The organism is Rufibacter tibetensis (assembly GCF_001310085.1).
GTDB classification, from domain to species: Bacteria; Bacteroidota; Bacteroidia; order Cytophagales; family Hymenobacteraceae; genus Nibribacter; species Nibribacter tibetensis.
Map to the genome: position 1 here is coordinate 3865861 of NZ_CP012643.1, position 26079 is coordinate 3891939.

The following is a 26079-nucleotide window of genomic DNA, read 5'->3' on the forward strand; positions in this document are numbered from 1 at the left end:
GAGCGATTGAGAAAGATACCTGATTTCTCCGCATGGAAAATGATTACTACTTCAGAAGTTGCACCCGCTCCGGTATTAGCCCCATTTGTTCGCTGCTACACCTACCGCGAATTTGAGACTGATGGAGCCTCTCTCATCAAGCCATGGCATGCCTCTCATGAAATGAGTATGCCCTTCTTCTTCAAAGACAAGCCGGTTTCCTTAGACAACCCCAGAACCGGCCAGTTCCTGAAAGGCGGAAGCTATGGCGGAGTAGTAGGATTAGGCACTCAAGCCAACGGAAAGATGACGTTTAAGGGCTCCTATGCCTTTTTTGAGATTATCTTCCGTCCAGCAGGCTTTACAAAGCTTTTCCGGCATCCGGGGAGTGAGTTCACCAATTATGTCTTCAACACCGAAGACGTTTTAGAAAAGCGGGTAGAGGAGTTGTATGAGCAGTTGTGTTCTGTTCAAACGTTAAAGGAAATGGCCGCGATCACAGATCCTTTCTTAATACACTACCTGAAGCTCCAGCGGCACATTGACTACAAAGATGGAATTGCCGCAGCCGCTAATTTGATTCTGAAAGAAGCCAGAATGTTGCCCATTGACAGGTTAGCGTCTGAAACGAACATGAGCAAACGTAATTTTGAGCGAAAATTCACCGAACAAGTGGGAATGTCGCCCAAGTTGTTTTGCTGCGTAGTCAGGTTCAATCATGCGCTGCTTAGCAAGTTGATAAATCCCAAAAAGGAGTGGACTACTATAGCTCAGGATTGCGGTTATTTTGACCAAATGCATCTGATAAAAGACTTCAGGAAATTTGCAGGAGAAAGTCCTTCGCATTTCCTGAAAGAGACTCCTCTTTCAAATGAACTCTACTTAAATAGAGTAGAAAATTAACAAAAATTGTCGTTATTTTACTATTTACGGGGTAGGTGACCTTGTATCTTTGAATTGAATCGGAACAGGAATAGACTCATGGAAAAGCGGACTGGAGCGGTGGCCATTGAGGTTTGGAAAGGCAGAATAGAAAACAAATAGACATCTACAGTTTCGTGCACATAGCAGAATCTTATCCAGATAATAGATTGAAAAGCTTAAAGTAGAAGGAAGTAAGAACGCAGTCAGACTGTATCCTGTACTTCAATCCCTGCACAGAGACAGGGAATCCACAAATTCCACCCTACGGTAAAATAACCCTTTCCTTGCCATTTAGAAGTTACCCGACATCCTACAATCCATTTACCTCCTCTTCCCAGCTTCTTAAGTTAGCTGGTTGTTACCTCTTTCGTTATTGATAGATTAAACAAGTAAAGGTTTTTTGCACTTAGTTAATTTATCTGGTTAACCAAATTCAATCAACATCCTCATCATCCTGTGGCACTTGACGGTGCCAGACAATGTCTCGGGTCATTTAATAAGACCGAAGTATGAAGGACTCTCTAAAGCAGCTTACCATTACTTATGAAATCATGAAAAATTTATTAATCATAATCCTGCTCATTACTTTGCCAGTTGTGGGGTTTGCCCAAACAAAAAAGGGAAGTGCTGACCATAAAAGGAAATGCATTGAAGCTCAGGTTATCACTGATGACGTGAAAATGTATCGTCAGGCAGCTACCTCATCAGAAATACTTACCAGCCTTAAAACCTCTGATGAGGTGTTGTTCCTGCGCAAGCACAATAATCACTGGGCGGTAGTTACAGTAGGCGATAAGGCAGGGTATGTCTTATATGGTGAAATTACCAACCGTGCAGTCCCAACTCCAACTCAACCGGCAATTGCCCTGCAGAAGAAACGTAAGTAAACAGTACAAACCCTGACAACAGAAAAGCACGCTATAAGCGTGCTTTTCTGTTGTCAGGGTTTAGAGAAACTTCCACTAATAGACCTGGAACGGCTTCATAGAGGTGAGAATTAATTATTCTGCTTCTCTGAGCTTTGAGGCCAATTTTTATAAAACCTATGCAAACAAGTTGCCCTGTTCAGAGACGGGTTCCAGCACCGAGGGAACATCATTCTTAGGTGAGTTGACCAAAGCAGAAACCGGATAAGCCTTCATTTCCTCGGCGGGGTAGGGGCGCAGGAGTTCCACCAGCCTAGCCACATCATCGGTGTTGGAGAGCCAGACGCGTTCTTCCTCCAGATGCAGGATAGCGGGCATGCGGTTATGGATAGAAGCCATGAGCTCGTTTGGTTCGGTGGTGATCACGGTGAAGGTATTCAGGATCTCGCCGGTTTCCTTGTCTACCCATTGGTCCCACAAACCGGCAAAGGTGAACATCTGTTCCTCCTTCATGAGAATGCGGTACGGGGTTTTGTCTTTCCCTACCCGTTTCCATTCGTAAAAGCTGTCGGCGGGTACCAGGCATCGCTTGCCTGATAGCAGACGTTTGAAGCTGCTCTTCTCCATAATGGTCTCGGTGCGGGCATTGATGGGCCGTAGTCCGTGTTCCTTTTCTTTCGCCCAGCTGGGTAGCAATCCCCAGGAGAAAAACTGCACTTCCTCTGGCGCCTCACTGGTTACCACTGGCAAAAGCTGGGAAGGGGCGGCGTTGAAGCGCGGCTCTTTCTGATACTTCTCCAGTATTGCGGCTACTGTGCTGGAAGACTGCGTTTCTTTTGCTTTTTTCTTCGGGATAACTGTATAGCGTCCACACATAGAATTTCTGTTTTGACAGGTTAAGCTTGCTTTCGTTTCAGGGCTGTTTTAGGCAAAAGAGGTTTAAATCAGGTGCTTTCTTTAAGCAAACCGCTCTGCTTTTTAGTCTCCATCCACCCTCTTATACGTGCCAATTTGATTCCAACAAGCCATCAATTTAAGGGTAATTGTTTGCTTTTAGAGAATTAAAGGTAAGTTTAAGGGTTTTAAGTGTATCTCTCGTATCTAAGTCAAAAACGAATATGACCAATATGGAATATGATTTTGGAATGGTAGGGTTGGGAGTGATGGGCCGGAATTTACTTTTGAACATTGCAGACCATGGCTTCTCGGTGGTGGGGTTGGATTTGGACCCAGTAAAAGCCGCCGCCTTAGAGGCCGAGGCTGAATCTGGAAAACCAATAAAAGGCACTACCTCCATACAGGAGTTCGTGGATTCCTTGCAGAAGCCCAGGGCGTTGATGCTGTTGGTGCCGGCTGGTAAAGCTGTTGACGCGGCCATCACCAATCTGCTTCCTTATCTGGAGCCCGGCGACATTGTCATTGACGGAGGCAACTCCTATTTCCCAGATACCAACCGGCGTATTCTTGAATTGCAGGAGAAAAACCTCCATTTCTTCGGGATGGGCATTTCGGGTGGTGAGAAAGGCGCGCGTTACGGTCCCAGCATGATGCCGGGCGGTGACCGTCAGGCCTATGAACGCTTACGTCCGGTTTTTGAAGCGGTAGCTGCCAAAGTTGATGGCGAGCCCTGCGTTTCTTACCTGGGCAACGGATCGGCGGGGAACTACGTCAAGATGGTGCACAACGGCATTGAATACGGCATCATGCAGCTCATTGCTGAAACCTATGATTTGTTGAAGCGTGGGGTGGGTAACTCCCATGAGGAAATCCAGCACATGTTTGAAGAATGGAACGGAAGCGAAGTGCAGTCGTTCCTGGTGGAGATTACGGGCCAAATTCTGAAAAAGACCGATGACGTAACCGGGCAGCCTTTGGTGAACCTCATCTCAGACCGGGCCCGTCAAAAAGGAACCGGCAAGTGGACCTCACAAAACGCCATGGACCTGCAGGTGCCACTGCCAACCGTAGACATTGCGGTGACCATGCGTGACATGTCAGCTTACAAAGAAGAGCGCGTTTTAGCGGCCCAGAGTTTAGCCATTAAGCCCACCAGTTCTGAAGCAAATGCAGAATGGCACGAATTGGAAAACAAACTCCGCAACGCCTTCTATTTTGCCATGCTCGTGACGTATGCCCAAGGTCTGGTGCAGTTGCGCGTTGCCTCAGATACCTACCAATATGAATTGGAATTACAAGAAGTAGCTAAAATCTGGCGAGGCGGCTGTATCATCAGAGCAGCTTGCCTGGAAGATATTAGAAAAGCCTTCGCAGTTAATCCCGCCTTGCCTAATTTGTTGCTAGACCCCATTATTGGCCAGGAGTTGCTGAACCGGCAGGAAGACATGCGCACCATTGTGAAGCTAGCCATTGAAAGGGGCATTCCGGTACCCGCCATGATGACTGCGCTAGCGTATTTTGATGCGTACCGCAGTGAAACCTTGCCTACCAACCTGATTCAGGCGCAACGCGATTACTTTGGGGCGCACACCTATGAGCGTATTGACCAGCCGGGTATTTTCCATACCGACTGGGATTAGGAACCCTGCTTATTTTCAACATTAGTTTAGATGGCTGCTTCTGAGGCAAGCAAATAGCATCAAGTTCTCAGAAGCAGCTGTTACTACCATATTCTACTTATGAAATCAGTTAAAAAAGCAACTCCTACCATTGTGGTGATCTTTGGGGGAACCGGCGATTTAACGAAACGCAAATTGTTGCCTGCTTTCTACAACCTGTACCTGGCAGGGTGGCTGTCTGAGCAGTTCGCCATCATAGGGTTGGGCCGTTCAGAGTTCAGCGATCCTAATTACCGGACCCACCTGTACGAGGGCTTAACGGAGTTCTCCCGTACGGGTACTCCCGTAAAAGAGAAGTGGGAGTCGTTTCACGAGAACATTACCTACCTGAAGTCTGACATCAATGATCCGGCGGCATATCAAAAACTAGCCGAAAAACTGGACTCCCTGGACAAGGCTTGGGGGCTTCGCGCAAACCGATTGTTCTACTTATCGGTGGCTCCGCAGTTCATTGAAGCAGTGACGGTGAACCTGCACAATGCCAGAATCGCCAGCGATGTGGAACGCGACCATATCATTGTGGAGAAGCCTTTCGGGAAGGACCTGGAAACTGCCCGCAGCCTGAACAAACTGCTAACGCAGCATTTCCAGGAAAGCCAGATCTTCAGGATTGACCATTACCTGGGCAAAGAAACGGTGCAGAACATTCTGGCCTTCAGGTTTGCCAATGCTTTGTTTGAACCACTCTGGAACCGTAATTACATAGACTACGTGCAAATCAGCGTGGCCGAGCAGGTAGGAGTAGAGGACCGGGGTGGGTACTATGAAGGGGCTGGTGCCCTGCGCGATATGATCCAGAACCACCTGCTGCAACTTTTGTGTATGGTGGCCATGGAGCCGCCTGTGTCTTTTGAAGCAGAGGAAATACGTAACCGCAAAGCCGATGTGTTGCGGGCCATCCGTCCGTTAACCCATGAACAAGTAACTCGCAACGCTGTGAGGGGCCAGTATGGTCCGGGGTGGCAACAAGGCAAGAAAGTACCGGGCTACAGGGAGGAGGAAGGGGTGAACCCTGAATCCAATACTGAGACTTACGCGGCCGTGAAATTCTACCTGGACAACTGGCGGTGGCAGGGTGTTCCGTTTTACCTGCGCACCGGCAAGCGCATGCAGGAGAAATCCTCCAACATTACGGTACAATTCAGGCCGGTGCCGCACTCCACCTTCTCCAGCACCATGTCTGAAAATCTGTTGCCCAACCGCCTGACCATAAATATACAACCTCAGATGGACATCCGGCTTCGGTTTACCGCTAAGCGTTCTGGTCTGGAGATGGACTTAACTCCTGCCGAGATGGTGTTTGACTACGATAACTGCTCCACCCAATCACCGGAAGCGTACGAGACCTTGTTGTTAGATGCTTTGCAGGGAGATGCTACCTTGTTTATGCGTTCTGATCAGGTAGAAGCCGCCTGGGAGGTGGTTACGCCCATCCTGGAAACGTGGGAGTCGCGCCCCTCTCTGGAATTTCCCAACTATCCAGCCGGCATGTGGGGGCCTGAAAACGCCGAGGCACTGATTGCACGGGATGGACATACCTGGGCGGTCACCAATTACTACCACGGCTAAAAGAGATAAACCAAAAGAGGTGCCATGATCAAGGTATTCAATTCTACTGCCCAACTGAGCAGAGCCGCAGCGGAAATATTTGTGCAGACTGCCCAAGAGGCGGTGCAGGAAAACGGCCGGTTTACCGTAGCTCTTACGGGCGGCTCTTCGCCGGAGCAGTTGTACAAACTACTTGCCCAGCCCCTGTACCGCGATATGGTGCCTTGGGAGCACACGTTCATTTTCTGGGGAGACGAGCGTTGGGTAAAACTCACCGACGACCGCAGCAACGCTAAAATGGCGTTTGAAACCCTGCTGCACCACGTACCCATTTCCAAGAGCCATATCTTTCCTATGTGGGGGGAAGAGTCGCCGGAGGATTTTGCCTTGATTTATGAAAAACGGCTCCTAAACCACTTCGGAGGTGCCACCCCGCAGTTTGACCTGATCTTACTGGGCATGGGCGATGATGGCCACACCGCCTCCCTATTTCCAGGTACTTCAGTGCTACAAGAAACGGAGCGGTGTGTGCAAGCCTATTACCTGGAGCCACAATCTATGTACCGCATCACGTTAACGGCGCCGTGCCTGACCCAAGCCAAAAAGATCGTGTTCATGACCTACGGCGAAAAGAAAGCCAAGGCCTTGTATGAGGTACTGGAGGGTGAGCAGAACCCAACCCAATATCCCTCTCAACTGGTACAGCCTGTGCACGGGGAAACCATTTGGCTGGTGGATGAGGCAGCAGCTAGCAAATTGTCTCAGAAGGGCTAAGGAATACCGTAATAATAGTACCCTTTCTGTTGACCCTTCTTTTAAGCCTGCTCGTCTTCATTACAAGTGAATTTTGGAGGTAAGTTTTTAAAGCCCTAAAGCCTGATGTTGTTCAGGCTTTAGGGCTTCTTTTCTGAAAACACCTTAAAACCACCTTTATTATTCCGTAATCAGGTTGGGCTGCAGCAAAATGCTTCATGAGTTCTTAAAACTCGCTCTCTTTGAATATCTCTAAAACCAAGATAAGTTTCTTGTTTGGTTTACTGAATCAATAGGGTAGATGTCCATTCCAATCTTGCATGATGCCTTTGTTAAGCATTGGTTATCAGGGTTTTATTGTTAAGAATAATCCTTTTAATAAATCCATTTTCAAGAAACCTATAATTGATGTTAAATTTGCTAATTATTAAAATGGTTATAAATTAAAAAGGTTATCAATTTTTTTAAGTTTTTCTTGTATTTTAAATATATAATCTATTTATTTAACTAAAATCTTTAAATCCTGTATTAAACCAAATATTTTATAATAACGTGATTGTTCTTAAGAGTAAAACAACCGCCACTATTCTTTCTTTCTTACTGGGAGGATTAGGGGCTCACCATTTTTATCTGGAAAATAAAAAAAGAGGACTTTTGTATCTGGCCTTCTTCTGGACCCTTATCCCAGCTGTAGTAGGATTTGTGGAGTTTATCTTGTTAGTAACCCAGTCAGAAGATGATTTCAATTTGAAGTACAACCCTGGAGAGTTTTGTGAGAAATACCGTAAGCCACACAGTATGCCTGTAAGTCGTAGAGGAAAAACAGCCACTACTTCAGAGTTGAATTTGGAGGAACAACTATTACAAGTGCATTAATGGTGAATTGTTTTTATCCCCTTTTAGGAAAATTTTTATAAAACTCTAAGCTTGTCTTAGTCTTATTAGAGTAGCCCCATCCCTAAAAAAAGAAAGCCCTGAGTAACATCTGTTACTCAGGGCTTTCTTTTTGTCGCTTAGCTACCTGTGAAAGCTAAAAGAATGGAGAATAATGAAAGCAGGTTTTCAGAATCAAAATTGCTAGAAATAGAAAACAGGCTTATTGGTGAGATGCGCTAAAAGGTGCACACGGTTAGTGTATCACTAACCGTGTGCTGGTTACACCCTGCTCGGTTACCAATTGAAGCAGGTACAAGCCTTTGGCGTATTTAGCGGTAGAAAGAGGAACAGATTCACTTTCTCCAGATTTAGCTACTCCTTCTCTGAGCGCTTCCACCAATTTGCCGTTGCTATCAAAAAGGGCAAGCTTGTATTTGCCGGCTTTTGGCAACGAGAACTCAATAGTAGTGTGGTCATAGGCCGGGTTTGGAAAGGCTTTGAGGTTTGCGCTTGCTATGCCAGCTTCTGCCAGGGCTGACTGTGACTGCCCTGAAGAGGCAACCTGGGTGCTTGTGCAGTTACCTAAGTTGCATCCATGGCCAAGGTGTTCCTGTACCGAACTGGCCTCTACGCAGACCGCTGCTCCTTTGTGGCAAACAAGGACTTTCCCCAAGCTGGTGTTACACCTGGCGTCAATCACTTTCACTAGCATCTCCGCGAAGGTTTGGCAGCCAAACTCATTGGTAGCGGTTACCCTGATCCTGTAGGTGCCGGCAACTGTGGGTTTGAAAGTGATCTCTGCCCCGTGGGTACTGCTTAGACCCTCACTAGGGGTCCACTGGTAAGTGGTGAGCCCTGTAGGGGTAAGATTGCTGGCTGTCAACAGAAGTTCCTGGGCGCCATACCCTAAGAAAAGGGTGTTGGCATCAGCACCCGTAAAGGTTGGGTCGCGGCGGCTCACGCTGATGGCAGGAGCAGGCAATGCCCCCTCTACGGTGACGTTTGCCGTAGTGGAAGCCGAGTTTCCGTTTTTGTCCGTTACCTTCAGCAGTACTTCATTTACTCCTAAAGCACTGCAGTCAAAGCGGTCTTTGCTTAATGACACAGAGGCTATCCCATAGGCATCATTACTGCCTGCATCTATCTCCTGGGGCTGGATCATGGCCATGCCATCCTTCAGGGTAACCGAAATGTTCCGAACCAGAACAGTAGGGGCTACTCGGTCTTCCACGGTGAAAGACCAGACTTCCCCAACAGCCACCTGCCCGTTTGTGACTGCGTCTACCCTCCAGTAGTAGGTTCCAATGGGCATTTGATCAGGTACCCGTAACGAAGTTGCGGAAGTATTGGAAGCTACTAGCTCAAGTTGGTTAGGGGAGGACCCCAGATACACGTTGTAGCTCTGGGCATTTCCGGTCCAGAGCAGTTGTAGGTTTTCATAAGAGACAGTGCGGCCGTTCTGGGGAGCCGTATAGGAAGCTTTGGAGACAATGGATTCTGATGGTCGGTTAATGTACCATCTTTGGCAGGCGCAACCGTTCTGCCCCCAGGTGATGAGTTCCGTGCCCGGCTCCCGGGAGGCAAAGGGCACTTCTACCACCAGGTTGTTGGCTAGGGAGGTAAAGACATAAGCCCCATCGGCAGCCCGTTCAATCTTGAACTTTTGGCAGTCCAGGTCCAAAGGAATGGTCATTTGCAGTTTAGTTCCCGGGGCGGTGTTGCAGGTGAGGGGTACTGTGGACGGAGTGAGGCTTAACGCCAGGCCACTCTCAGCAGACCGGATGGTATATACTCCATCACCTACCGGGGTAAGGTCCCACTGCTGGCAATTCAGTCCAGTCCAGGGAGCCTGCGCCAAGGGCTCGCCTGACTTTCCGGTACAACCTTTTGATTCCCACGCTAACTGGCTGTTTTGGTTGGTCATTTTGTAGCGTCCTGCCGCTACCCAGTCGCGGGTGAGGAACGGCCATCCGGTGGCATCAAACCCCAGGTTGGCGATGTCCAGCTTGGCATTGCCGTTGTCGTTTCCGTCATAGTAATGCATGGAGACATAGTTATACCCATTTTCCCGCATCAGCCCGAAATGGCCCGGCCCAATGTATTTTCCAGACTTATTGAGGAGGGTAGTGCCGCCCCCATTTCTCAGGTCAACCCCTGCCTTGTCTACATAGGGGCCATTGATGCTGGTAGAACGACCCATCACCAGGTAATAGGTGCTGCTGGTGCCCCGGCAGCAAAAACCGCGGTTTACAACCAGGTAGTAATAGGGCCCTTCCTTGAAGATATAAGGGGCTTCCCAAGAGGCGTTGTTTCCCCCGGCTACCGTCACAATTGCAGCTCCCACTTTCCGCTTACCGGTGAGCGGATCCAGTTCTACCACTCCAATGCCGGCTGAGAAGGACCCATACGACATATAAACCCTTCCGTCATCGTCTTTGAAGATAGCAGGGTCAATGGCGTTGATGTCTGTGCGGGCCGAGGAAGAAACGACCATGCCATGGTCTGTCCATTGATAGGCGGGTGAATCCTGGTCCAGAGTAGGACTAGAAGCTACCCCAATGGCAGAGGTGGAAGAGCCAAAGGTAGAGCAGGAATAATAAAGGTAATAGCGGCCATTCATGAACACGCATTCCGGAGCCCAGAAGATGCCCTCAAAACCCGGCACTACCTTGTTGATCCATTCTGGCCAGGTGCCGATGGGGAACACGGTTTTAGGGGCAGAGTTCCACCTGATTAAATCCTCCGAGAAGGCAGCATAGATACCGGCTCCTGTGGTAAACATCCAGTACTTTTTCCCATCCTTTAACAAGGCTCCTGGATCATGGGAGTTGATGTTGCCGTCCAGGGCGAACAGCCGGGAAGGAAAGGCCAATAAGAGGAGCAGCCAGAATGCTACTAGAGAGTAAAGGTTCTTTCTCATTATGAAAATTAGATTGGTGAGGGGAAATATTTAAAATAATCTATAATAAAGGGCGAGATCAAGGGATGTGAATGTTAATTTAATAAATGTAATAAATACATTTATTATTTCTGTAGTCTTTTATTAACAAAATTTCGTCTGCTATTTGGCAGACTTTGGAATGACGAGGCATTGGAGACGAAGTAGGGATGCTCACCGGTGAATTGAAGTAAAGGGATAGAGGTAAAAGAGAAGTCTGTGCGGGGCAGGTAAAAAGGGAAGAAGCAGTGCAAGGGTTTTTCTGAAGGATACTTCTATAAATAGGGTATGCTTCTGGCTGATGAAAAAATTCAAGCGATCAGCACGCAGTTAAGTTTGTGCAGCCGCTTCCCAGGCGCCATTGTGTTCCCGCAACGCGGCACTGAAGAGTGGACTGATTGGGGCTTTACCAATGCGGTACAGGTGAAACTGGAGAAAGGCACACAGGAACTCACCTTGCCGTTTGATCCGGCCAACGAAAACATGAACAGCGAGATCAACCGGACCATGTTAGATTACCTTCGACTTACCAGGATTCAGTAAAACAAACAAGGGGTGTCGGTATAAACTGGCACCCCTTGTTTTATGATTTGTTTTTGCAAAACTGCTTTAAAATGGAGCAACCTGGCCATTACAGTTCCAGGCGTACAGGTTACTTTACTCTAAGGTATTTCTTTGCAGCTAACGGGACTGAGCTAATTTTTAGTCGCGTCTTTAAGTCCTGAGTACTTTCTGCCACCAGAAACTTCGTTGATAAACATAGGCATCATTTCACCTGAAGGCAGCAACTGTAATTTGTTAGTAGTACCCGTTCGCTTTTTTTGTTCAGGTTGAAGTATCACATCGTGGTTGGTTGTTTTAACCTGAAGCGTTGAAAAGTGGTTATGTCTTCTAAAATTTCACTACCACTTTTCCGATTGTTTTGCCGCTTTCTAGTAAACGGTGAGCTTCTTTCATGTTTTCGGCAGTCAAGCCCTCCATCGTGGTATTAAGGGTTGGTTGTATGATGCCCTCATCCAGCAGTTGGGCAATCTTGTTCAAAATGTGGTGCTGCTCTACCATGTCTTCTGTTTGGTACATAGAACGCGTAAACATCAGCTCCCAATAGAAACAGACACTCTTTCTCTTTAGCTGATTTAATTTTACCGGTTCTGTCGGGTCGCTGATACAACCTACCTTTCCCAGCGGTTTGATGAGTTCTACTATGGCATCCCAATACTGGTTAAGGTCTACAAAGTCTACAATATAGTCTACCTGTTCAAAGCCGATACTTTTTACCTCACTAACAAGGTTGCTGTGGTTGACAACATGGTCTGCCCCCATTTTTTTGCACCATTCAGCTGTAACGTCTCTTGAAGCGGTGGCAATAACGGTTAACCCCAGCAGCTTTTTAGCCAGTTGGATGGCTACTGAACCGACCCCTCCTGCACCGCCAATAATAAGCATGGTTTTGCCTGCATCTTTTTCTTTGCTCAATTGTAAATGGTCAAAGAACAGTTCATAAGCTGTAAGTGAGGTAAGCGGCATGGCAGCAGCTTGTTCAATAGGTATGTTTTTCGGGGCGAACCCTACAATGTGTTCATCCACTAACTGGTATTCCTGGTTAGACCCATCCCTTGTAAGATCTCCTGCATAAAACACCCGATCACCTTTCTGGAAGAGGGTAACTTCCTCGCCGGTGGCCTCTACTGTACCAATAGCATCCCAACCAATGACCTTCGGGGTATCCTGCTGTTTGTCTTTAAGGCTGTTTTTTCTTATTTTATAATCTACAGGGTTGACCGATATGGCTTCAACTTTCACCAAAAGGTCTTTTCCTTTCACAGTTGGTATTTCTTTTTCAAACTGGATAAAGCTATCCGCTTCATCAATGGGTAATGACGTTTTAAATCCGATTGCTTTCATAGCATCTGTTTTGTTTGTGTTTTCTGGTTTTAAATAGTACTCCAAAAAACCGATTTTGATGTACTCTTGTAGTGTTGTCAAAACTTCTTTTTTCCCAATATCCTTGGGTTCTGCTTCTGGGGAGTGTGACGGCTACCGATCTCGTATAAAAGGCGGCAGGGGCCATATGCCCAGACTGGCGTTTATACAAGACCGTTGAGAGTAGTAACTTGTTCCGCTGGACTACTAAGATCAGGTGTCGTATTATCAGGATTAGTCCGATTACTGCTACAAAGAATTTGTTTTTGCAGAGGTGAAGAAATGAGAGAAATATCTAATCAAAGATGCCTGTTTCTTCTATGATTTGTGGGGTACTTGTGATCATTGCACGCAAGTGCCCCACCTGGTGAAGGCAATAGTTTTCCTGTATCTATGATAGAAACTTTATCTCCCAACTTCCTGGTCTTTGACCACCAGGTACCTGATCCATAGGAAATCATCATAGATGCGGTCCACGGACTTGATCTTGAACTGCGTGGCTTTCCGGTTTCCATATCCTTTTTCTGCCTCAAACACCGTGGGTGATCCAGTGGTACCGTCGGCTACCGGGGCAAGAACAAGACTGAACTCGTCTATTAACCCTGCTTTCAGAAAAGATCCGTTTACGTGACCACCGCCGTCAATGCGAACCGTCTTCATGCCAAACAAGCTGTAAAGTTTTCTCAGTACCAGATCAAGATCTAACTCGTCTTTTCCACCAAAGAGGTAAGACACATTCTTGCTTCTGAGGTGCGCCAGGTATCCAGCAGACACCTGTTCAGTCAATACCTCAATCACGTGTTCTGTAGAGACCATGTTGGTATCCCAAAAGCATTTCCCTGACGGGTCAATTACCACTGCATACGTTTTCGCCTCCTGCTCCGCCACAAAGTCTTCTTTTGGGATAGGATTATGATCACCCTCTATGGAATAAGTTTCTTTGCTCGAAAACTCCTGGTTGGTCACCCGGCCGACCAACCAGGCATCGGTTTAAATTTTCTCGGCCGTTTCTTCAAAGTACTTATGATGGTCTTTAAATCCCCAGATATCCTGCTTGATTCGGCCATCTACAGAGCCCAGCATGTGGCAAATGACATAAGGCTTATTGGTATCTAACATGTATGCTTTCTCTTAATTTGATAAAACACGAAGGCCATGCAATAGTCTCTACAAGACATTGAAAGCCTGATTAGGTAAGTACTACGTAGCCGGACAAATTATAACCTGCTTTCTAACAACCTGGCAATTGCATATAGCCAAATGAAGATACCCTTCTTAAGCCGCACGTTGTCGTTCGCTAATCAGTTAAGTAGGGGAGGCTAAGGGCTTCTAGTTTAGCACTGCCCAAGTCTTTAATTACACTTGGGAGCGAAGGATTTGCAATGTTTTCTCATCCTGATGGCCGTTGAAGAACTTCTCCAACACTTTTCTGAACACAGGAGTAGTTTGTGGTAATGAGGAAAACAACGTCATGGAAGATTTGAGTTTTAGATCATCGGGGCTTCCGAAAATGCGATGGGCATCTTTCTCCTCCAGTTCCAGTAACGTTTCACAGATCTGAACGAGCCTGCTGCCTAAAACTGGGTGCTGCAAAAATGCCTTGGCTTCTTTTGCATCTTGGATGCCATAGAAGATGGCAGTTTCGCTAAAGCCCAATCCCCGCATCTGAGGAAAGACATACCACATCCAGTGGCTTTGTTTTCTTCCTTTCTTTATCTCAGAAAGCGCCACCTCATAAGCACTTTCCTGAGCGCTCAAGAATCTTTGCAAGCTGTTCTCTTTCATGGGAGTAGTTTAGATTATTATTGAATAGATTAAATATTAAAACCAGAACTATCATTTAAGTTGTATTTCGCTCAACAAAGACCCGATCACAATCAAAAGAGAGCTGAGTGGCACTAAAAAGCAAGTATATAAGAACTCAGCATTTGATTCTATACATATGGCTAGAATTGTATTTTAATTTCCCTTTAAGCCAGTTCCTATGAAAATGGGTTGCAATCTCCTTCTGATCATCCTTGTGATTTAGGCCATATTCTGTAGACTCCTATTTAGGTTTGAATTTAAGGTCGAATGCAAACGTATAATTTATTTCTTCTAATCCATCTCTTTTATAGAGCCATGTATCCATTAGCATAAAGGTTATTAGCTATAAAAGCTGTTTATTCATACCTAAGTAAAATCGTATCTACTTTTTATGGCAGTTATCAGAAAAATCGTGTTCAGCTTTTTGTTGAGCTGTATGGCAGGCATACAAGCAGGTTTTGCGCAAAAGGTATACGTGCAGTATGATGCATCTACCCCGCAGGCAGCCTATGCCTCCAAACAGTTGAAAGAAGCACTGGTGGCGCAAAAATATACGGTGCTTGAAAATCAGGAAGGTAATGATTTTTTGATCAGGATAGGGGTGGACACAACCCTTTTGGAAAAGGAAGCTTTCCATATTATACCGGAGCAGAACAGCATTGCGATTACGGGTGGCGATAACAGAGGCATAATCTATGGCTGCCTTTCGTTGGCGGAAAGCATACAGCAGGGCATGCGCCTGAAACAAGTGCAGAAGCGCAGCGAAAAACCGCAGTTTGCTTTTCGGGCCATCAAGCATAACACTCCCTGGTATTCATATCGGTCAAGTTCCGCCTTGGATCAGCATCATGAAACTGTGCGTGATGTGCGGTACTGGGAGGCATTCCTGGACATGATGGCGGAAAACCGCTTCAATTCCCTTTCCCTCTGGAACTTGCATCCCTTCGTGTACATGATACGCCCGAAGAACTTTCCGGAGGCCAGCCCTTTCAGCACAATTGAAATGGAAGAATGGCAACAGCTGCACCGGGAAATATTTAGAATGGCCCACGAACGTGCCATTGATACCTACCTTGTTCCCTTTAACATCTTTGTGAGCCCAGAATTTGCAAAGGCCTATGGGGTGGCACACAAAAATGTATACCCCCATTATTATGTGTCGGGTGATACTTCTGAAGTGGTCAAACGGTACATGCGCGAAAGCATCACGCAGGTGTTCCAGGAGTACCCAACGCTTACCGGCATAGGCCTTACCCTGGGGGAGGGAATGGCGGGCATGACGCCTCAGCAACGGGAAGATTGGATCTATGATACCTATATTGAAGGGATGCGCCAGGTGGGCCGGCCTTTAAAACTAATCCACCGGATTCCTTTTTCCAGTACTACTGAATCGTTAGGGGCGACAAGTGTGGAGCTGGAGCGACTCACCCGTAAGTCCATAGAAAGGGAAGCAGCACTAGATTTCATTAAGGGGCCCATCTGGGCTGATTTAAAATACAACTGGTCGCATGCACATTCTACGCCAAAACTGGTAAAAGTACATGGCGGGGAGATGTTCGATACGTTTTATAACCCCATGCCCAAAGGCTACAAGATTACCTATACTGCCCGTAACGAAGACTTCTTTGCCCTTCGGTGGGGTGTTCCTTCTTTCATTCGGGCACATGTTGCCCAAAACAGCCAGCCTTATGTAGGGGGGTATTTTATTGGGTCAGAAACCTACATTCCAGCAAAAGATTACTTCACCGCCGTGGAGTCACCGGTCAACTGGAAGTGGGCATTTGAGCGGCAATGGCTGTATTATAAACTATGGGGAAGGTTGCTGTACAATCCGGCTACTCCAGATCAAGTGTTCCAGAACGACTTTAACAATCGCTATGGTCAAAAAGGCAAAAATTTGCTACAGGCCTATGCCTTGGCCTCGTCTACCCAGTTGCGCCTTGCCTCGCTCTACGATTCTAAGTGGGACTTCACCTTGTATGGCGAGGGATTTATGGCCCTCATAGGCGACAGCACCCAGTACATTTCCGTTGACGCCCTGATCAACCAACCAACCCTTGACCCTGAATACGTATCGGTGAAGGACTATGTGCAGAAGAGCCTGGCCGGAGATTCGTTTGGAAAAGAGAAAGTAACACCACCCGTTTTAATTCAGATAATGGAGCGCGATTGCCGGAAAGCCCTGCGTTTGGTGAAAGGCATTGATACCGGAAATAACGCTTCTCTTCTGTATGAGGTGGCGGATGTAAAAGCATGGGCGAACCTGGGCCTGCACCTCGCCGAAAAGTTGAAAGGAGCCGTCGCGCTGCAAACCTACCGGATGAAAGGGGGGAAGGAACACCAGCAAACAGCGGTGGCACACCTGCAAAAAGCACTGGGCTATTGGGACGAAGTCATTAAAATAACCCGTCCCCTCTACAAAGACATGCCCCTGACGCATTACAATGGCAGCAGCCATGACCGCAATGACAACAATCTATTCCACTGGGCACTTATCAGGCCCCAAGTAGCCCGGGACATTGAGATTGCAAAAGAAGCAATTGTGCAAGCAAGGGAGTAACAGCAAAAGTTAAAGAGAAGGGAAAAGCCACCAGCGGGAAAGGTTTATGATGATATTTGGAATTTGGTGCTAAGCCATGATATATGCAATCTGCATAAAAGTGATTCATTAGTAGGTGGATACAATAGTAAAAACAAGTTTATCGAAAAAAGAATAATTCAACATGAAGAACCTGGTAACACCGGTTTTTTTATATTGCAATTGCTATAGAAACAATCTTCGAGACAAATTTTCATGTTGTCTTGAGTTGATAGTGATTAAATAAATAGAATATAATAATAACAGATTAGTTAATTAATAAAATATGACTAAGGCTTATAAAGTTAAACAAATCTTTACGCCAACACGGCCAGCTATAAATACATTTGTTGAAAGGGCACAAACATTAAATAACCATCTCGTAGACGCGTTAGATACACCAGGTATGCAAATTGTGCTTTATGGCCATTCGGGTTGCGGTAAAACAACTTTGATAGTTAATAAGCTAAATCAAGTTTACGAGAAAGAGATTATTACTAGATGCGTTGAAGGAATGACATATGAAAGTATCATCCTTGATGGATTTGACCAGATTGGCAAGTATTACACTGAAGAAAATAAAACTGTAGGGTTCAAAATCAATCCTGCAGTAACAATTTCTTATAAAGAGATTAGAGCAACTTTAAGTGTAGGTGAATATTCTACTCAAAAACAAATATCTAAAAAGAGTTTTATTCCCCCTCAATTAACTCCTCGAAGATTAGGGCAATTCTTTGGAGAAGCAAATATATGTTGGGTCTTAGAAGATTTTCATAAAATTCTTAGGGAAGATAAGGCCAAAACATCGCAATTGATGAAGGTCTTTATGGATATGTCTGTTGATTATGAAGACTTAAAAATAGTAGCAATTGGAGCCGTTGGAACTGCCCGACAGGTAGTTGAATATAATCATGAGATGAATAATAGGGTAGCTGAAATTTATGTGCCCTACATGACTTCATCTGAAATTGAATCTATCATAACTAATGGAGAGAAATTACTTAAACTAAAATTTGCAAATAAAGTTAAGGAAAGGATAGTTAAAATTTCTTGTGGTCTTCCCTCGATTTGTCATCATTTATGTTTAAATATTTGCTCAATAAAAGGAATTCGAGAAACTGAAGAAGGTGATTACCCTCTTTTTATTGATAATCAAGATTTGGAAGATGCGATTCAAAAATATATAGCAGTAAAATCTGATACATTGAAAGCTGAGTTTGACAAAGCTATAAAAGTACCCAATAAGACAAAATACAATCTTCCAAGCGAGATTCTAAAAGCTGCGTTAGAGAATGGAAAAGATGAGTTTACATTTGATATAATATTTTCAAGACTTAAACATCTGCAGTCACAAGGGTTATTAGAAAGCATTGTTGAAAATATGTTAAATGAGCTTTGTTCTTCAGAAAGAAGTGAAATCCTTGTTTATGATGATAATTCTAACAAGTACCGGTTCAATAATTTATTTTTAAAAGGATATGCTATTTCTCAATTCGAAGATAACGAGCCTGAAATTAGAAGAGCTACTGGTAAAAGTAAAAAGATTATTGACCGATTAATAGCAATTATTGAGAATGATATATCAAGGTTGGATGATTTTGAATATGAAGAAATTTATGAGGATTAATTTATATAATTAATAATTGAAATTGAAGTTTTAATACATGATGGAATGTATTAAGAATAAGTGTTTTATGGGTCATGACTATAAAACTTTAGTTTTTATATGTTTTTATTTTAAATCTGGTCAACTTCAATGTGTTTAAAGTATAATCTAATTCAAGTTATTTTTTAGTAAATCCTATATATATATATATATATATATATAGGATTTACTAAAGTGATTTCCGTTATCCATCAGAATGAAATATATGATAAATAAGAAAGAATACCCTCTTTTCTTTTTGCGTGATGTAAAATCTCTCATGCAACAAACAAGAGAGTTTGTTAAAGTAAACGATGATGTGTTAGTTATTACTAAAAATGAAGAGTTTGAGATAACAATCAAGGATTCAGCTAAGGATTCAAATTTTGAATTTTCAATATTTAAACCTTATATACTTGAAAACAGAGTTAACTATACTGTTCAATTTAATCCTATTAATCATTTAAGATTAGATATACATAAAGTTAATACGACATCTGAGTTTGTAATAGATCACTTAAAAAAATGGACTCGAATAATAAAGGAGTATAATCTTATTGACCTTTCCCCAGAAGAAAAGATATTAAGTGAATACGAGAGAGAGTTTTATGACGAATTTGAAATTGTGGATGAAGATGCAGATGTCTTACCATATAACTTAGAAACTCAGGTCAAGATTCATGCTTTTCTCTTACATGCAGTAAATGTTCTAAGAAAAGATGAAGAAGAAAACTCTGCATTGATCATCGAAGCAAGTGACCTTCAAAATGATTTGCCTAATCTCACTAAGAAGAATACTGTTAAAAGACTAAGTAAGTTTTTTGCTAAAGTGAGACAAAAGAGCTTACCTCTTCTAAAGGAGATTTTAGTAGAAGGTAAAAAAGAAATATTCAAAAGAATGATAAGTTCTGGGTTTGATAACGTAGTTAGCTTGATTGATTTGATAAAATAATGTGAGATGAAGCTTACATTAAATAAATAAACTGTCCCCTTAACTGTCCCCTTAAAACAAGAAGGCCTTGTAAATATTTGATTTACAAGGCCTTCTATGTGTTCTGAGTACCCAGAGCCGGAGTCGAACCGGCACATCCGTGAAGATATTGGTGTTTGAGACCAACGCGTCTACCAATTCCGCCATCTGGGCGTGTTTCCACTTTTTTGGTAGATTCTGAAAAACAAGGCGTAAACCGCTTTATCTGTCAGAAGAGGATGCAAACTTATTCAATGATTCCTTTATACGCAAGAGGTAACGTTGCTTTAAGTAGTAATTTTTTACCTGTTTTAAGGCTTCTGCCTGAGCATCAGGCGGTAAATTTTCATAGTTTTCCAGCACCGGCCAGATAGCAGCCTTCAGAAAACCCTCAATTTCGTTGGTTTGGTCAGAAACAATCTTGAACTGCACCGAATCATAGTCCATTTCCAGGTCCATCAATTGCTCGTTCAGCTCCATGACCTCCATCAGGAAATCCTGTGGCAAGTCATTCTGCCCGCCTTCCTCCAGCAAACCATGCTGCTCCAGAATGTACTGCATGCGGCGGTCAAAGTTGGAAAGGGTACGGTAGGCGTTGGTGTTGAGGGTAGACTTCTCCAGAATCTCCTGCTGCTTTTCCTGCGGCTCCAGGGTGTAATAGTCGGGGTGGAACTCGCGGCTTAAGGCGTAGTATTTGGTCTGGATGGCTTTCTCATCTGGTAAAAAGCTTTCCGGGATCTCATAGAAGTGGAAGTAGTTCACAGGTAAATGGGCACTAGAGGTGAAACGTTAGGTACTAGACGTAAGAAGAGACCGCCAAGATTCACTTGGTGGGGCTTATACGTCGGCAGGTTTAAAAGAGAAAGCCTGGGCAGGCTCAGCGAACAAGGCTTTGGTGGGCTTCCAAACACTCCCGAACAACTCAGAGCTGCGGTAGTTGTTCAGGGCTTCGTCTGAGTCCCAGAGGCTGTAAGTGCTATATACGTGGGGCAGGTGGTAGTCCTGCAGGAGTTCTACGCTCCGGCACTCCGGAAATGCACTTATCTTAGTTCTGGAAGCGTTAAAGATCTCCAGAAAAGCCGGTACTTTACCCTCCTGAAAGGTCATCCTGACAACACGGATCAACATCTCTTTAAATTAGAAATTATGAATTAGAAATTAGAAAATACTGGAAGAGGGTGTCTGCGCTTTTTTGTAAGCGTAGTTCTTAGATAAGTAAAGGTACATTCATGCGGCTTGTTTAAATCCTCATTTCTAATTCATAATTTTTAATTACTCCTTACTCCACCGGATCAGGCGCAAATTTAATTTCCACCGGAGAGTCAAAGTACATGCCCAGTAACTCAGAGGCATGGCCCTTGTTAATGCCAATGGTCAGGAAGCCCTGGCGGTTGAAGAGCGCCACGCTGTCGCCTTCGCTGGGCTGGTTGTATCGGGTGCTCAGGCGGTCAATCACCTCGCGGTTGAAATGGATAGAGAATTTACGTCCGTGGCCAATGGCTTCCACGCTGTCTTTGCTGATGTCGGTGATCAGGTTACCGTAATGGTCTACGTGTACCACGTGGCCGGTAATCGAGTGGTCGTTCAGCCGGAGTTGGCGGTTAATCAATTGCTCCATGCCATTGGCCAGTTCACCCACCTCGGCCATAGAGGCGCCTTGGGCCAGGGCAACGGCCGCCGGTACCATGATATCACGGGCGGGGGAAGAGGAATTTTCCTGCAGGGGCAAGTCAATCAATTGCTCAGGGTCGCCGTCTGTGAGCAGCGATAAAAGACCGTTGTCGGCGCAAATAAAATAATGTCCTTTGTGACGGGCCACCTGGTATCTTCCGCTGCGGGTACCATGGGTGTCTATGGCAATCAGGTGAACGGTGCCTGCGGGGAAGTCTTCAAAAACAGCATTAATCACATGAAAGCCATGGGCAATGTTAAAAGGCTCCACGTGGTGCGAGATGTCAACGATAATTTGTGCAGGATTGATAGTCAGTATCTTAGCTTTCACTGCAGCCACATAATGATCTGTGGTGCCAAAGTCTGACATAAAAGTGAGAATTCCCATGGGAACGGTTGGTCAAAAGAACTTAAATATTTGTAGAATTGTCTTATAACAAATCTACTATATTTTCAGTAGATTGGTTTAAATACCACATATATAAACGGAAATAGCCTTTGGTAGAAAAAACAATTACCCTGGAGAACATCTCACTGCTAGATTTCCTGGGCCTCGAAAATCAGAACATAAAACAACTTGCCGCCGCTTTTCCAAGCAGCAAAATCATCTCCCGCGGCAACGAGATCAAGATACAGGGCCAAACCCCTGAGATCACCAAAATTCACGAGATCCTTTCCTCACTTATTGAACATTACCACCAGTACGGGAAGATCACTGATAAAAGCGTGCACAAGTTCCTGACCGCTGACAATGACTTTGAAGAGGATGTAGTGATTACCTCGCCAGACGTCATTGTGTACGGCAGCAAGGGTGGTGTGATCAAGGCGAAAACCCCAAGCCAGCATAAACTGGTAGAGGCCGTTGCCAAGAACGATTTAGTGTTTGCGCTAGGACCAGCCGGTACCGGTAAAACCTTTATCTCGGTGGCCATGGCGGTGCGGGCGCTTAAAAATAAAGAGGTAAAGAAGATCATTATCTCGCGTCCGGTGGTGGAAGCAGGTGAGAGCCTTGGTTTCCTGCCCGGTGACATGAAAGATAAGGTTGACCCGTATCTGCGGCCTATCTATGATGCGCTGGAAGAAATGATTCCGGTGGAGAAATTGAAATATTACTATGAAAACAAAATCATAGAAATAGCTCCGCTGGCGTACATGCGTGGTCGTACTTTGAACAACGCGTTTGTATTATTGGACGAGGCACAGAACACCACGCCCATGCAGATCAAGATGTTCATGACCCGTATGGGACCTACCTCTAAGGTGATGATCAATGGTGACCGCACCCAGATTGACTTACCGCGCAATCAGCGCTCAGGGTTGATTGAGGCCATGACCGTGTTAAAAGACATCAAAGGAATTGGCTTTGTAGAAATGCAGGCCGAGGACGTGGTGCGTCACCGCCTGGTGAAAAGCATTGTGGAAGCCTACACCAAGTTTGACGACAAACGCCAGAAAGAACGCGAAGAGCGCGAAAAGTCTGAAACCGATGGTCAGGATGAACCGCGCCGCCGCCAGAACTTCCGCCGTCACGGCGATTAATTTGTAAGTACGGCAAAGGAACTCACTTCAATGAGTTGAGTTTCTTTGCCTTTTTTTTGAACCAGGCCTTGCACTCTATGACTTGTTTCACTTACCTCAAGAAGGCCCTGAATGGCTAAAACAACTTTCACCGGCTCTATGCGCCTGGTGGGTTGCTTTGTTTTAGGGATTATTCTATACCATACTGTAGGCCACGGCTTCTCTTTTGCAGGGGAGACCGTGGCTTTTTTCTTGCTCCTTTTCCTGGTCACGGGGTACTTGGCTTTAAAGCGGCCCCTGACCCGGCGTAGAAGGTGGGCCGGACTGGTTGGGTTGGGTGTCATCATTGCCTTTTCGTTTTGGAGCACTTTCCTGAAAAACCAGATTGAAACCCTTCCGGTGCCTTCTGGGGCTATTACCCACTACAAAATAACCCTGGTCAAAGCAGTAGGGGTAAAGCCAGCTTCTGTGAGTTCAGTGGGAAGAGTAGAGGCTATAAGAGCTCAGGGGAAGTGGCACCCGGCAAAGGGGCAGGTAGCGGTTTTCTTCCCGAGGTCTGCCAAGGCAGATTCTCTGAGGTATGGGCAGCAGCTGTTGGTGAAGGGTTCTTTGTCTCCACCAAAGGCACCCGCCAATCCTTACCAATTCAACTATAAACGGTATTTGGCGCTAAAACACATTCAGTGGCAGGCCTACCTTCCAGACCAGCACTGGGTACCCATGGGGTATGAGCCGCCCAGTTATGTAGTGGCCCTCAGCTTACAGGTTAGGAAAAGATTAGAAAACGCCTTTAAAGAACAGATTACTTCCCATAGGGAAGTGGCCATTGCCAATGCCTTGGTATTGGGTGTGCAAGACGACTTGGATGCAGCCCTCAGAAATGCTTATGCACGTACGGGCACCATGCACGTGCTGGCGGTAAGCGGGCTGCATGTGGGGCTGCTGTACGGGGTGCTGCTGCTTTTCCTGAAGCCACTGCGCCGGGGCAGCTCAGGCAGGCTCCTGGTTTTCCTCATTATTTTGGCAGTGGTGTGGTTTTACGCATTTGTGACCGGGTTGTCGGCTTCGGTGCTGCGGTCGGTTTGTATGTTCTCGCTGGTGGAGTTGGGCAACTTGCTCAGGCGCAGGTCCTCCATCTTGAACACGTTAGCCTTGGTAGCCTTCGGCTTGCTGTTGTATGAACCTAATTACCTGCTGGATGTAGGCTTCCAGTTATCCTTCCTTGCCGTGGCGGGCATTGTGCTGTTGCAGCCACTGTTCTTAGCCTTGTGGCATCCAGAGCATAAGCTGGTTAGGTTCTTTTGGGAACTGCTGGCTATTTCCATTGCGGCGCAACTGGCCACATTTCCGCTCAGCTTGTATTACTTCCACCAGTTTCCGGTGTATTTCTGGGTGGCGAATTTAGTAGCGGTGCCGCTTACCTCTCTGGGGTTGTACCTGGGGGTAGCCTTTATGGCTTTGTTCTGGGTGCCTATTGTGAGTACCTGGCTGGGCAAAGCATTGGAAGGTACGCTCTGGCTCCTGAACGAACTGCTGCTTTGGCTGGAACATTGGCCGGCTGCCGTATTAGACGGATTCGTCATTACGCCCGGTCAGGTGCTGGCGCTTTACCTATTCCTGCTGTGCGGCCTTCTGTTCCTCCTTCAGAAAAGGCTGGCGTGGTTATCAGGAGCAGTGCTTTGCCTGGCGTTTATCTCGGGTACCGAACTTGCCGAAGCGCAAAGCCAGCGCCGGTCACAGGAACTGGTCATTCACAGCGTAAGGAGGAGCAGTGCCGTTAGCCTCTTACAAGGCAGGCAGGTATCGTTTATAGCCGATTCTTCTTTCCTGGCCCAACCGCTGCAGTTCACCTACCAGGTGCAGCCTTACTGGTGGGCCAAAGGGGTACGGCAGGAAAACCGTTTTGAGGCTACTTTCCTTAAAACAAGCCCCAAACTGGGATTTGCCTTGCATGAAACGCCCGAAGGAAATAAGCTGGTGGTATGGAAAGGAAAACGCCTTTTGTGGCTGCAGAATAAGCCTACTCTAACTATGCAGCCTGTTTCGTTAGATGCCATCGTCCTGCAGCATAACCTACGGCTCCCCGCCCAAAAGCTTCAGGAGTACTTCTCTGTGAAAACAGTTATTCTTGATCAAACCAATTCCAGAAACTATGTCACCCGGACGACCGCTGAGTTAAAGGCTGCCGGTTTTAAGGTGCATGTTCTGGAGGAAGAAGGTGCCTGGCAAATCAGGTTATAACCCTCTGTGTTTCTAGCCCTTTTTCTTCAAATCAGGTCCAAATCTGGAGTTTTAAGCTGCTATGCGCAAAGTCCAACAGAGGTAACGTGTTGGTGTAAAATCCGTTAATAATCTTAACAGAACAGCTTGAAAAAAGGAGGTTTTAGCTAACTAAAATAGTTTACATAGCATATTGAAAGCCAAGGTCTTACAAATTGCTAAAAATAATTTAGCAATGGCTTGTAAGTGACTGATTATCAGTGCTATTAATTAGTGTTAAAATTAAATATTTTGGCACTTTTATGAAAGAGGGTCTGTTATGAATCTGAACTGAAACTAGAAGATATATAATGCAGACCAAAGTGAACCAGGAAACCAACGAAGAGAAAGTGGTTAAGAAGAATAAAATCGAGAGTTTTGATATCTCCCGCTCGGACGAAACCATGCACTTGGCCGTTGATTTGGCGAAGTTCATTAAGGAAAACCGACTGTATCAAAACATCCAGGGCAAAGAGTATGTGAACGTGGAAGGCTGGCAGTATGCTGGTTCCCGTTTGGGTATCTTGCCTGTGGTAGACGAGCTCACGAACATGAGCGATAGCACTGAGATCAAGTATATGGCCAAAGTGAACCTTCTGAACCTGCGCACAGAGCAGGTAGTAGGAGCGGGCTTCGCGATCTGCTCTAACAAAGAGCAAGGCCGTAAATACTATCAGGAATACGCTATTGCTTCCATGGCCCAGACCAGAGCTATAGGAAAAGCTTACCGGAACATTCTGGCCTGGATTATCAGAGCCGCCGGTTATGAGCCTACCCCAGCCGAGGAAATGGATTATCAAGGTAATGTTCAGGAGTCTAAAGTAGAGCAACAGGTTAAACCTGCCGCCTCAGCTAAGACCATGAAAGCCGTACCGGTAGACACCACTGCTGAAGCAACTCCGGCCCCTGCTCCTGTAGCAGCACCTGTTGCCCCAGCTGCTCCACAAGCCCCGGTGGCCGAGGAAGCAACCGTGAAGTATGCTACCGCTAAGCAGAAAGAGGAGATCATCAGATTGCTGAACAACCCGGTGATTACGCGTCAGGAGAAAACCAAAATGCTCCTGAACATAAATAAACTGGATGAAGAGCGTGCCAAGCAGTCTATTGTGAAGTTGAAGAAAGTGATTGAAGACCGCGAGCATGAGCAATCTGCCGCTGCCTAAGGTTTATAGTAGAGATGAATGTTCAGAAGCCCGGCCCCTGGTCGGGTTTTCTGTTTTAAGGCTGTTCTGAAAAGATGGCCCCAAAA

At 45.7% G+C, this 26079-nt stretch carries 22 protein-coding genes and 1 tRNA gene; 13 read left to right on the forward strand and 10 right to left on the reverse strand.

Features of this window, described 5'->3' with window-relative positions:
* Positions 1-6: 6 nt before the first annotated feature.
* Positions 7-882, forward strand: a complete 876-nt coding sequence (locus DC20_RS15775; RefSeq protein WP_157593185.1) for a helix-turn-helix transcriptional regulator — start codon at positions 7-9, stop codon at positions 880-882.
* 572 nt (positions 883-1454) lie between these two features.
* Entirely contained in the window at positions 1455-1790 is a 336-nt protein-coding gene (locus DC20_RS15780) for an SH3 domain-containing protein (RefSeq protein ID WP_157593186.1), read from the forward strand.
* 156 nt (positions 1791-1946) lie between these two features.
* Here the strand turns inward: DC20_RS15780 and DC20_RS15785 are convergent, their stop codons facing one another.
* Positions 1947-2645 (reverse strand): SOS response-associated peptidase, encoded by a 699-nt coding sequence (locus DC20_RS15785; protein ID WP_062544710.1) that lies wholly within the window; start codon positions 2643-2645, stop codon positions 1947-1949.
* A 242-nt stretch (positions 2646-2887) separates the two neighbouring features.
* Here DC20_RS15785 and gndA point away from each other — a divergent pair, with 242 nt between their 5' ends.
* The 4 genes from gndA (at position 2888) to DC20_RS22430 (ending at position 7522) form a co-directional block, all read left to right on the forward strand.
* The gene (gene gndA / locus DC20_RS15790) at positions 2888-4306 is read left to right on the forward strand and encodes an NADP-dependent phosphogluconate dehydrogenase (protein WP_218918714.1); all 1419 of its coding nucleotides are present in this window, start codon (positions 2888-2890) and stop codon (positions 4304-4306) included.
* A 99-nt stretch (positions 4307-4405) separates the two neighbouring features.
* Entirely contained in the window at positions 4406-5914 is a 1509-nt protein-coding gene (gene zwf / locus DC20_RS15795; protein ID WP_062544711.1) for a glucose-6-phosphate dehydrogenase, read from the forward strand.
* 24 nt (positions 5915-5938) lie between these two features.
* The gene (gene pgl / locus DC20_RS15800) at positions 5939-6667 is read left to right on the forward strand and encodes a 6-phosphogluconolactonase (RefSeq protein ID WP_062544712.1); all 729 of its coding nucleotides are present in this window, start codon (positions 5939-5941) and stop codon (positions 6665-6667) included.
* A gap of 531 nt (positions 6668-7198) precedes the next feature.
* Entirely contained in the window at positions 7199-7522 is a 324-nt protein-coding gene (locus tag DC20_RS22430; protein WP_071885483.1) for a TM2 domain-containing protein, read from the forward strand.
* Positions 7523-7775: 253 nt separating this feature from the next.
* Here the strand turns inward: DC20_RS22430 and DC20_RS22435 are convergent, their stop codons facing one another.
* Complete coding sequence (locus DC20_RS22435; protein ID WP_071885484.1) at positions 7776-10442, reverse strand: family 43 glycosylhydrolase; 2667 nt, start codon at positions 10440-10442, stop codon at positions 7776-7778.
* Between the two features lie 306 nt (positions 10443-10748).
* Here DC20_RS22435 and DC20_RS15815 point away from each other — a divergent pair, with 306 nt between their 5' ends.
* A complete protein-coding gene (locus DC20_RS15815; protein ID WP_062544713.1) occupies positions 10749-11003 on the forward strand; it encodes a hypothetical protein in 255 nt (84 codons plus the stop codon).
* Between the two features lie 348 nt (positions 11004-11351).
* Here the strand turns inward: DC20_RS15815 and DC20_RS15820 are convergent, their stop codons facing one another.
* The 4 genes from DC20_RS15820 to DC20_RS15830 form a co-directional block, all read right to left on the reverse strand.
* Positions 11352-12365: a zinc-binding alcohol dehydrogenase family protein gene (locus tag DC20_RS15820; RefSeq protein ID WP_062546000.1), complete on the reverse strand. Its 1014-nt coding sequence runs from the start codon at positions 12363-12365 to the stop codon at positions 11352-11354.
* 423 nt (positions 12366-12788) lie between these two features.
* Positions 12789-13361 carry a RibD family protein gene (locus tag DC20_RS15825; protein ID WP_062544714.1) on the reverse strand — a complete coding sequence of 191 codons (573 nt, stop codon included), beginning with the start codon at positions 13359-13361 and terminating at the stop codon, positions 12789-12791.
* Positions 13362-13373: 12 nt separating this feature from the next.
* Entirely contained in the window at positions 13374-13502 is a 129-nt protein-coding gene (locus tag DC20_RS23595; protein WP_262506318.1) for a hypothetical protein, read from the reverse strand.
* 237 nt (positions 13503-13739) lie between these two features.
* Positions 13740-14168 (reverse strand): DUF1810 domain-containing protein, encoded by a 429-nt coding sequence (locus DC20_RS15830; protein WP_062544715.1) that lies wholly within the window; start codon positions 14166-14168, stop codon positions 13740-13742.
* A gap of 412 nt (positions 14169-14580) precedes the next feature.
* Here DC20_RS15830 and DC20_RS15835 point away from each other — a divergent pair, with 412 nt between their 5' ends.
* The 3 genes from DC20_RS15835 (at position 14581) to DC20_RS15845 (ending at position 19364) form a co-directional block, all read left to right on the forward strand.
* Positions 14581-16749 (forward strand): hypothetical protein, encoded by a 2169-nt coding sequence (locus tag DC20_RS15835; RefSeq protein WP_062544716.1) that lies wholly within the window; start codon positions 14581-14583, stop codon positions 16747-16749.
* 304 nt (positions 16750-17053) lie between these two features.
* On the forward strand, positions 17054-18394 hold the full coding sequence (locus DC20_RS15840) for a hypothetical protein (protein WP_062544717.1): 1341 nt from the start codon (positions 17054-17056) through the stop codon (positions 18392-18394).
* Positions 18395-18638: 244 nt separating this feature from the next.
* On the forward strand, positions 18639-19364 hold the full coding sequence (locus DC20_RS15845) for a hypothetical protein (protein WP_157593187.1): 726 nt from the start codon (positions 18639-18641) through the stop codon (positions 19362-19364).
* A gap of 108 nt (positions 19365-19472) precedes the next feature.
* Here DC20_RS15845 and DC20_RS15850 read toward each other — a convergent pair.
* From DC20_RS15850 to DC20_RS15865, 4 genes are all read right to left on the reverse strand, one after another.
* Positions 19473-19556: transfer RNA gene (locus DC20_RS15850), tRNA-Leu, on the reverse strand.
* Positions 19557-19604: 48 nt separating this feature from the next.
* Positions 19605-20144 carry an iron-sulfur cluster co-chaperone HscB C-terminal domain-containing protein gene (locus tag DC20_RS15855; RefSeq protein WP_062544719.1) on the reverse strand — a complete coding sequence of 180 codons (540 nt, stop codon included), beginning with the start codon at positions 20142-20144 and terminating at the stop codon, positions 19605-19607.
* Positions 20145-20219: 75 nt separating this feature from the next.
* Complete coding sequence (locus DC20_RS15860; protein WP_062544720.1) at positions 20220-20510, reverse strand: putative quinol monooxygenase; 291 nt, start codon at positions 20508-20510, stop codon at positions 20220-20222.
* A 151-nt stretch (positions 20511-20661) separates the two neighbouring features.
* Positions 20662-21441: an SAM hydrolase/SAM-dependent halogenase family protein gene (locus DC20_RS15865; protein ID WP_062544721.1), complete on the reverse strand. Its 780-nt coding sequence runs from the start codon at positions 21439-21441 to the stop codon at positions 20662-20664.
* A gap of 110 nt (positions 21442-21551) precedes the next feature.
* Here DC20_RS15865 and DC20_RS15870 point away from each other — a divergent pair, with 110 nt between their 5' ends.
* From DC20_RS15870 to DC20_RS15880, 3 genes are all read left to right on the forward strand, one after another.
* Positions 21552-22592, forward strand: a complete 1041-nt coding sequence (locus tag DC20_RS15870; protein WP_062544722.1) for a PhoH family protein — start codon at positions 21552-21554, stop codon at positions 22590-22592.
* A 111-nt stretch (positions 22593-22703) separates the two neighbouring features.
* Complete coding sequence (locus tag DC20_RS15875; protein WP_062544723.1) at positions 22704-24812, forward strand: ComEC/Rec2 family competence protein; 2109 nt, start codon at positions 22704-22706, stop codon at positions 24810-24812.
* A gap of 329 nt (positions 24813-25141) precedes the next feature.
* Positions 25142-25993, forward strand: coding sequence for a hypothetical protein (locus tag DC20_RS15880; RefSeq protein WP_062544724.1), 852 nt, complete (start codon positions 25142-25144; stop codon positions 25991-25993).
* The last annotated feature ends 86 nt before the right edge of the window (positions 25994-26079 follow it).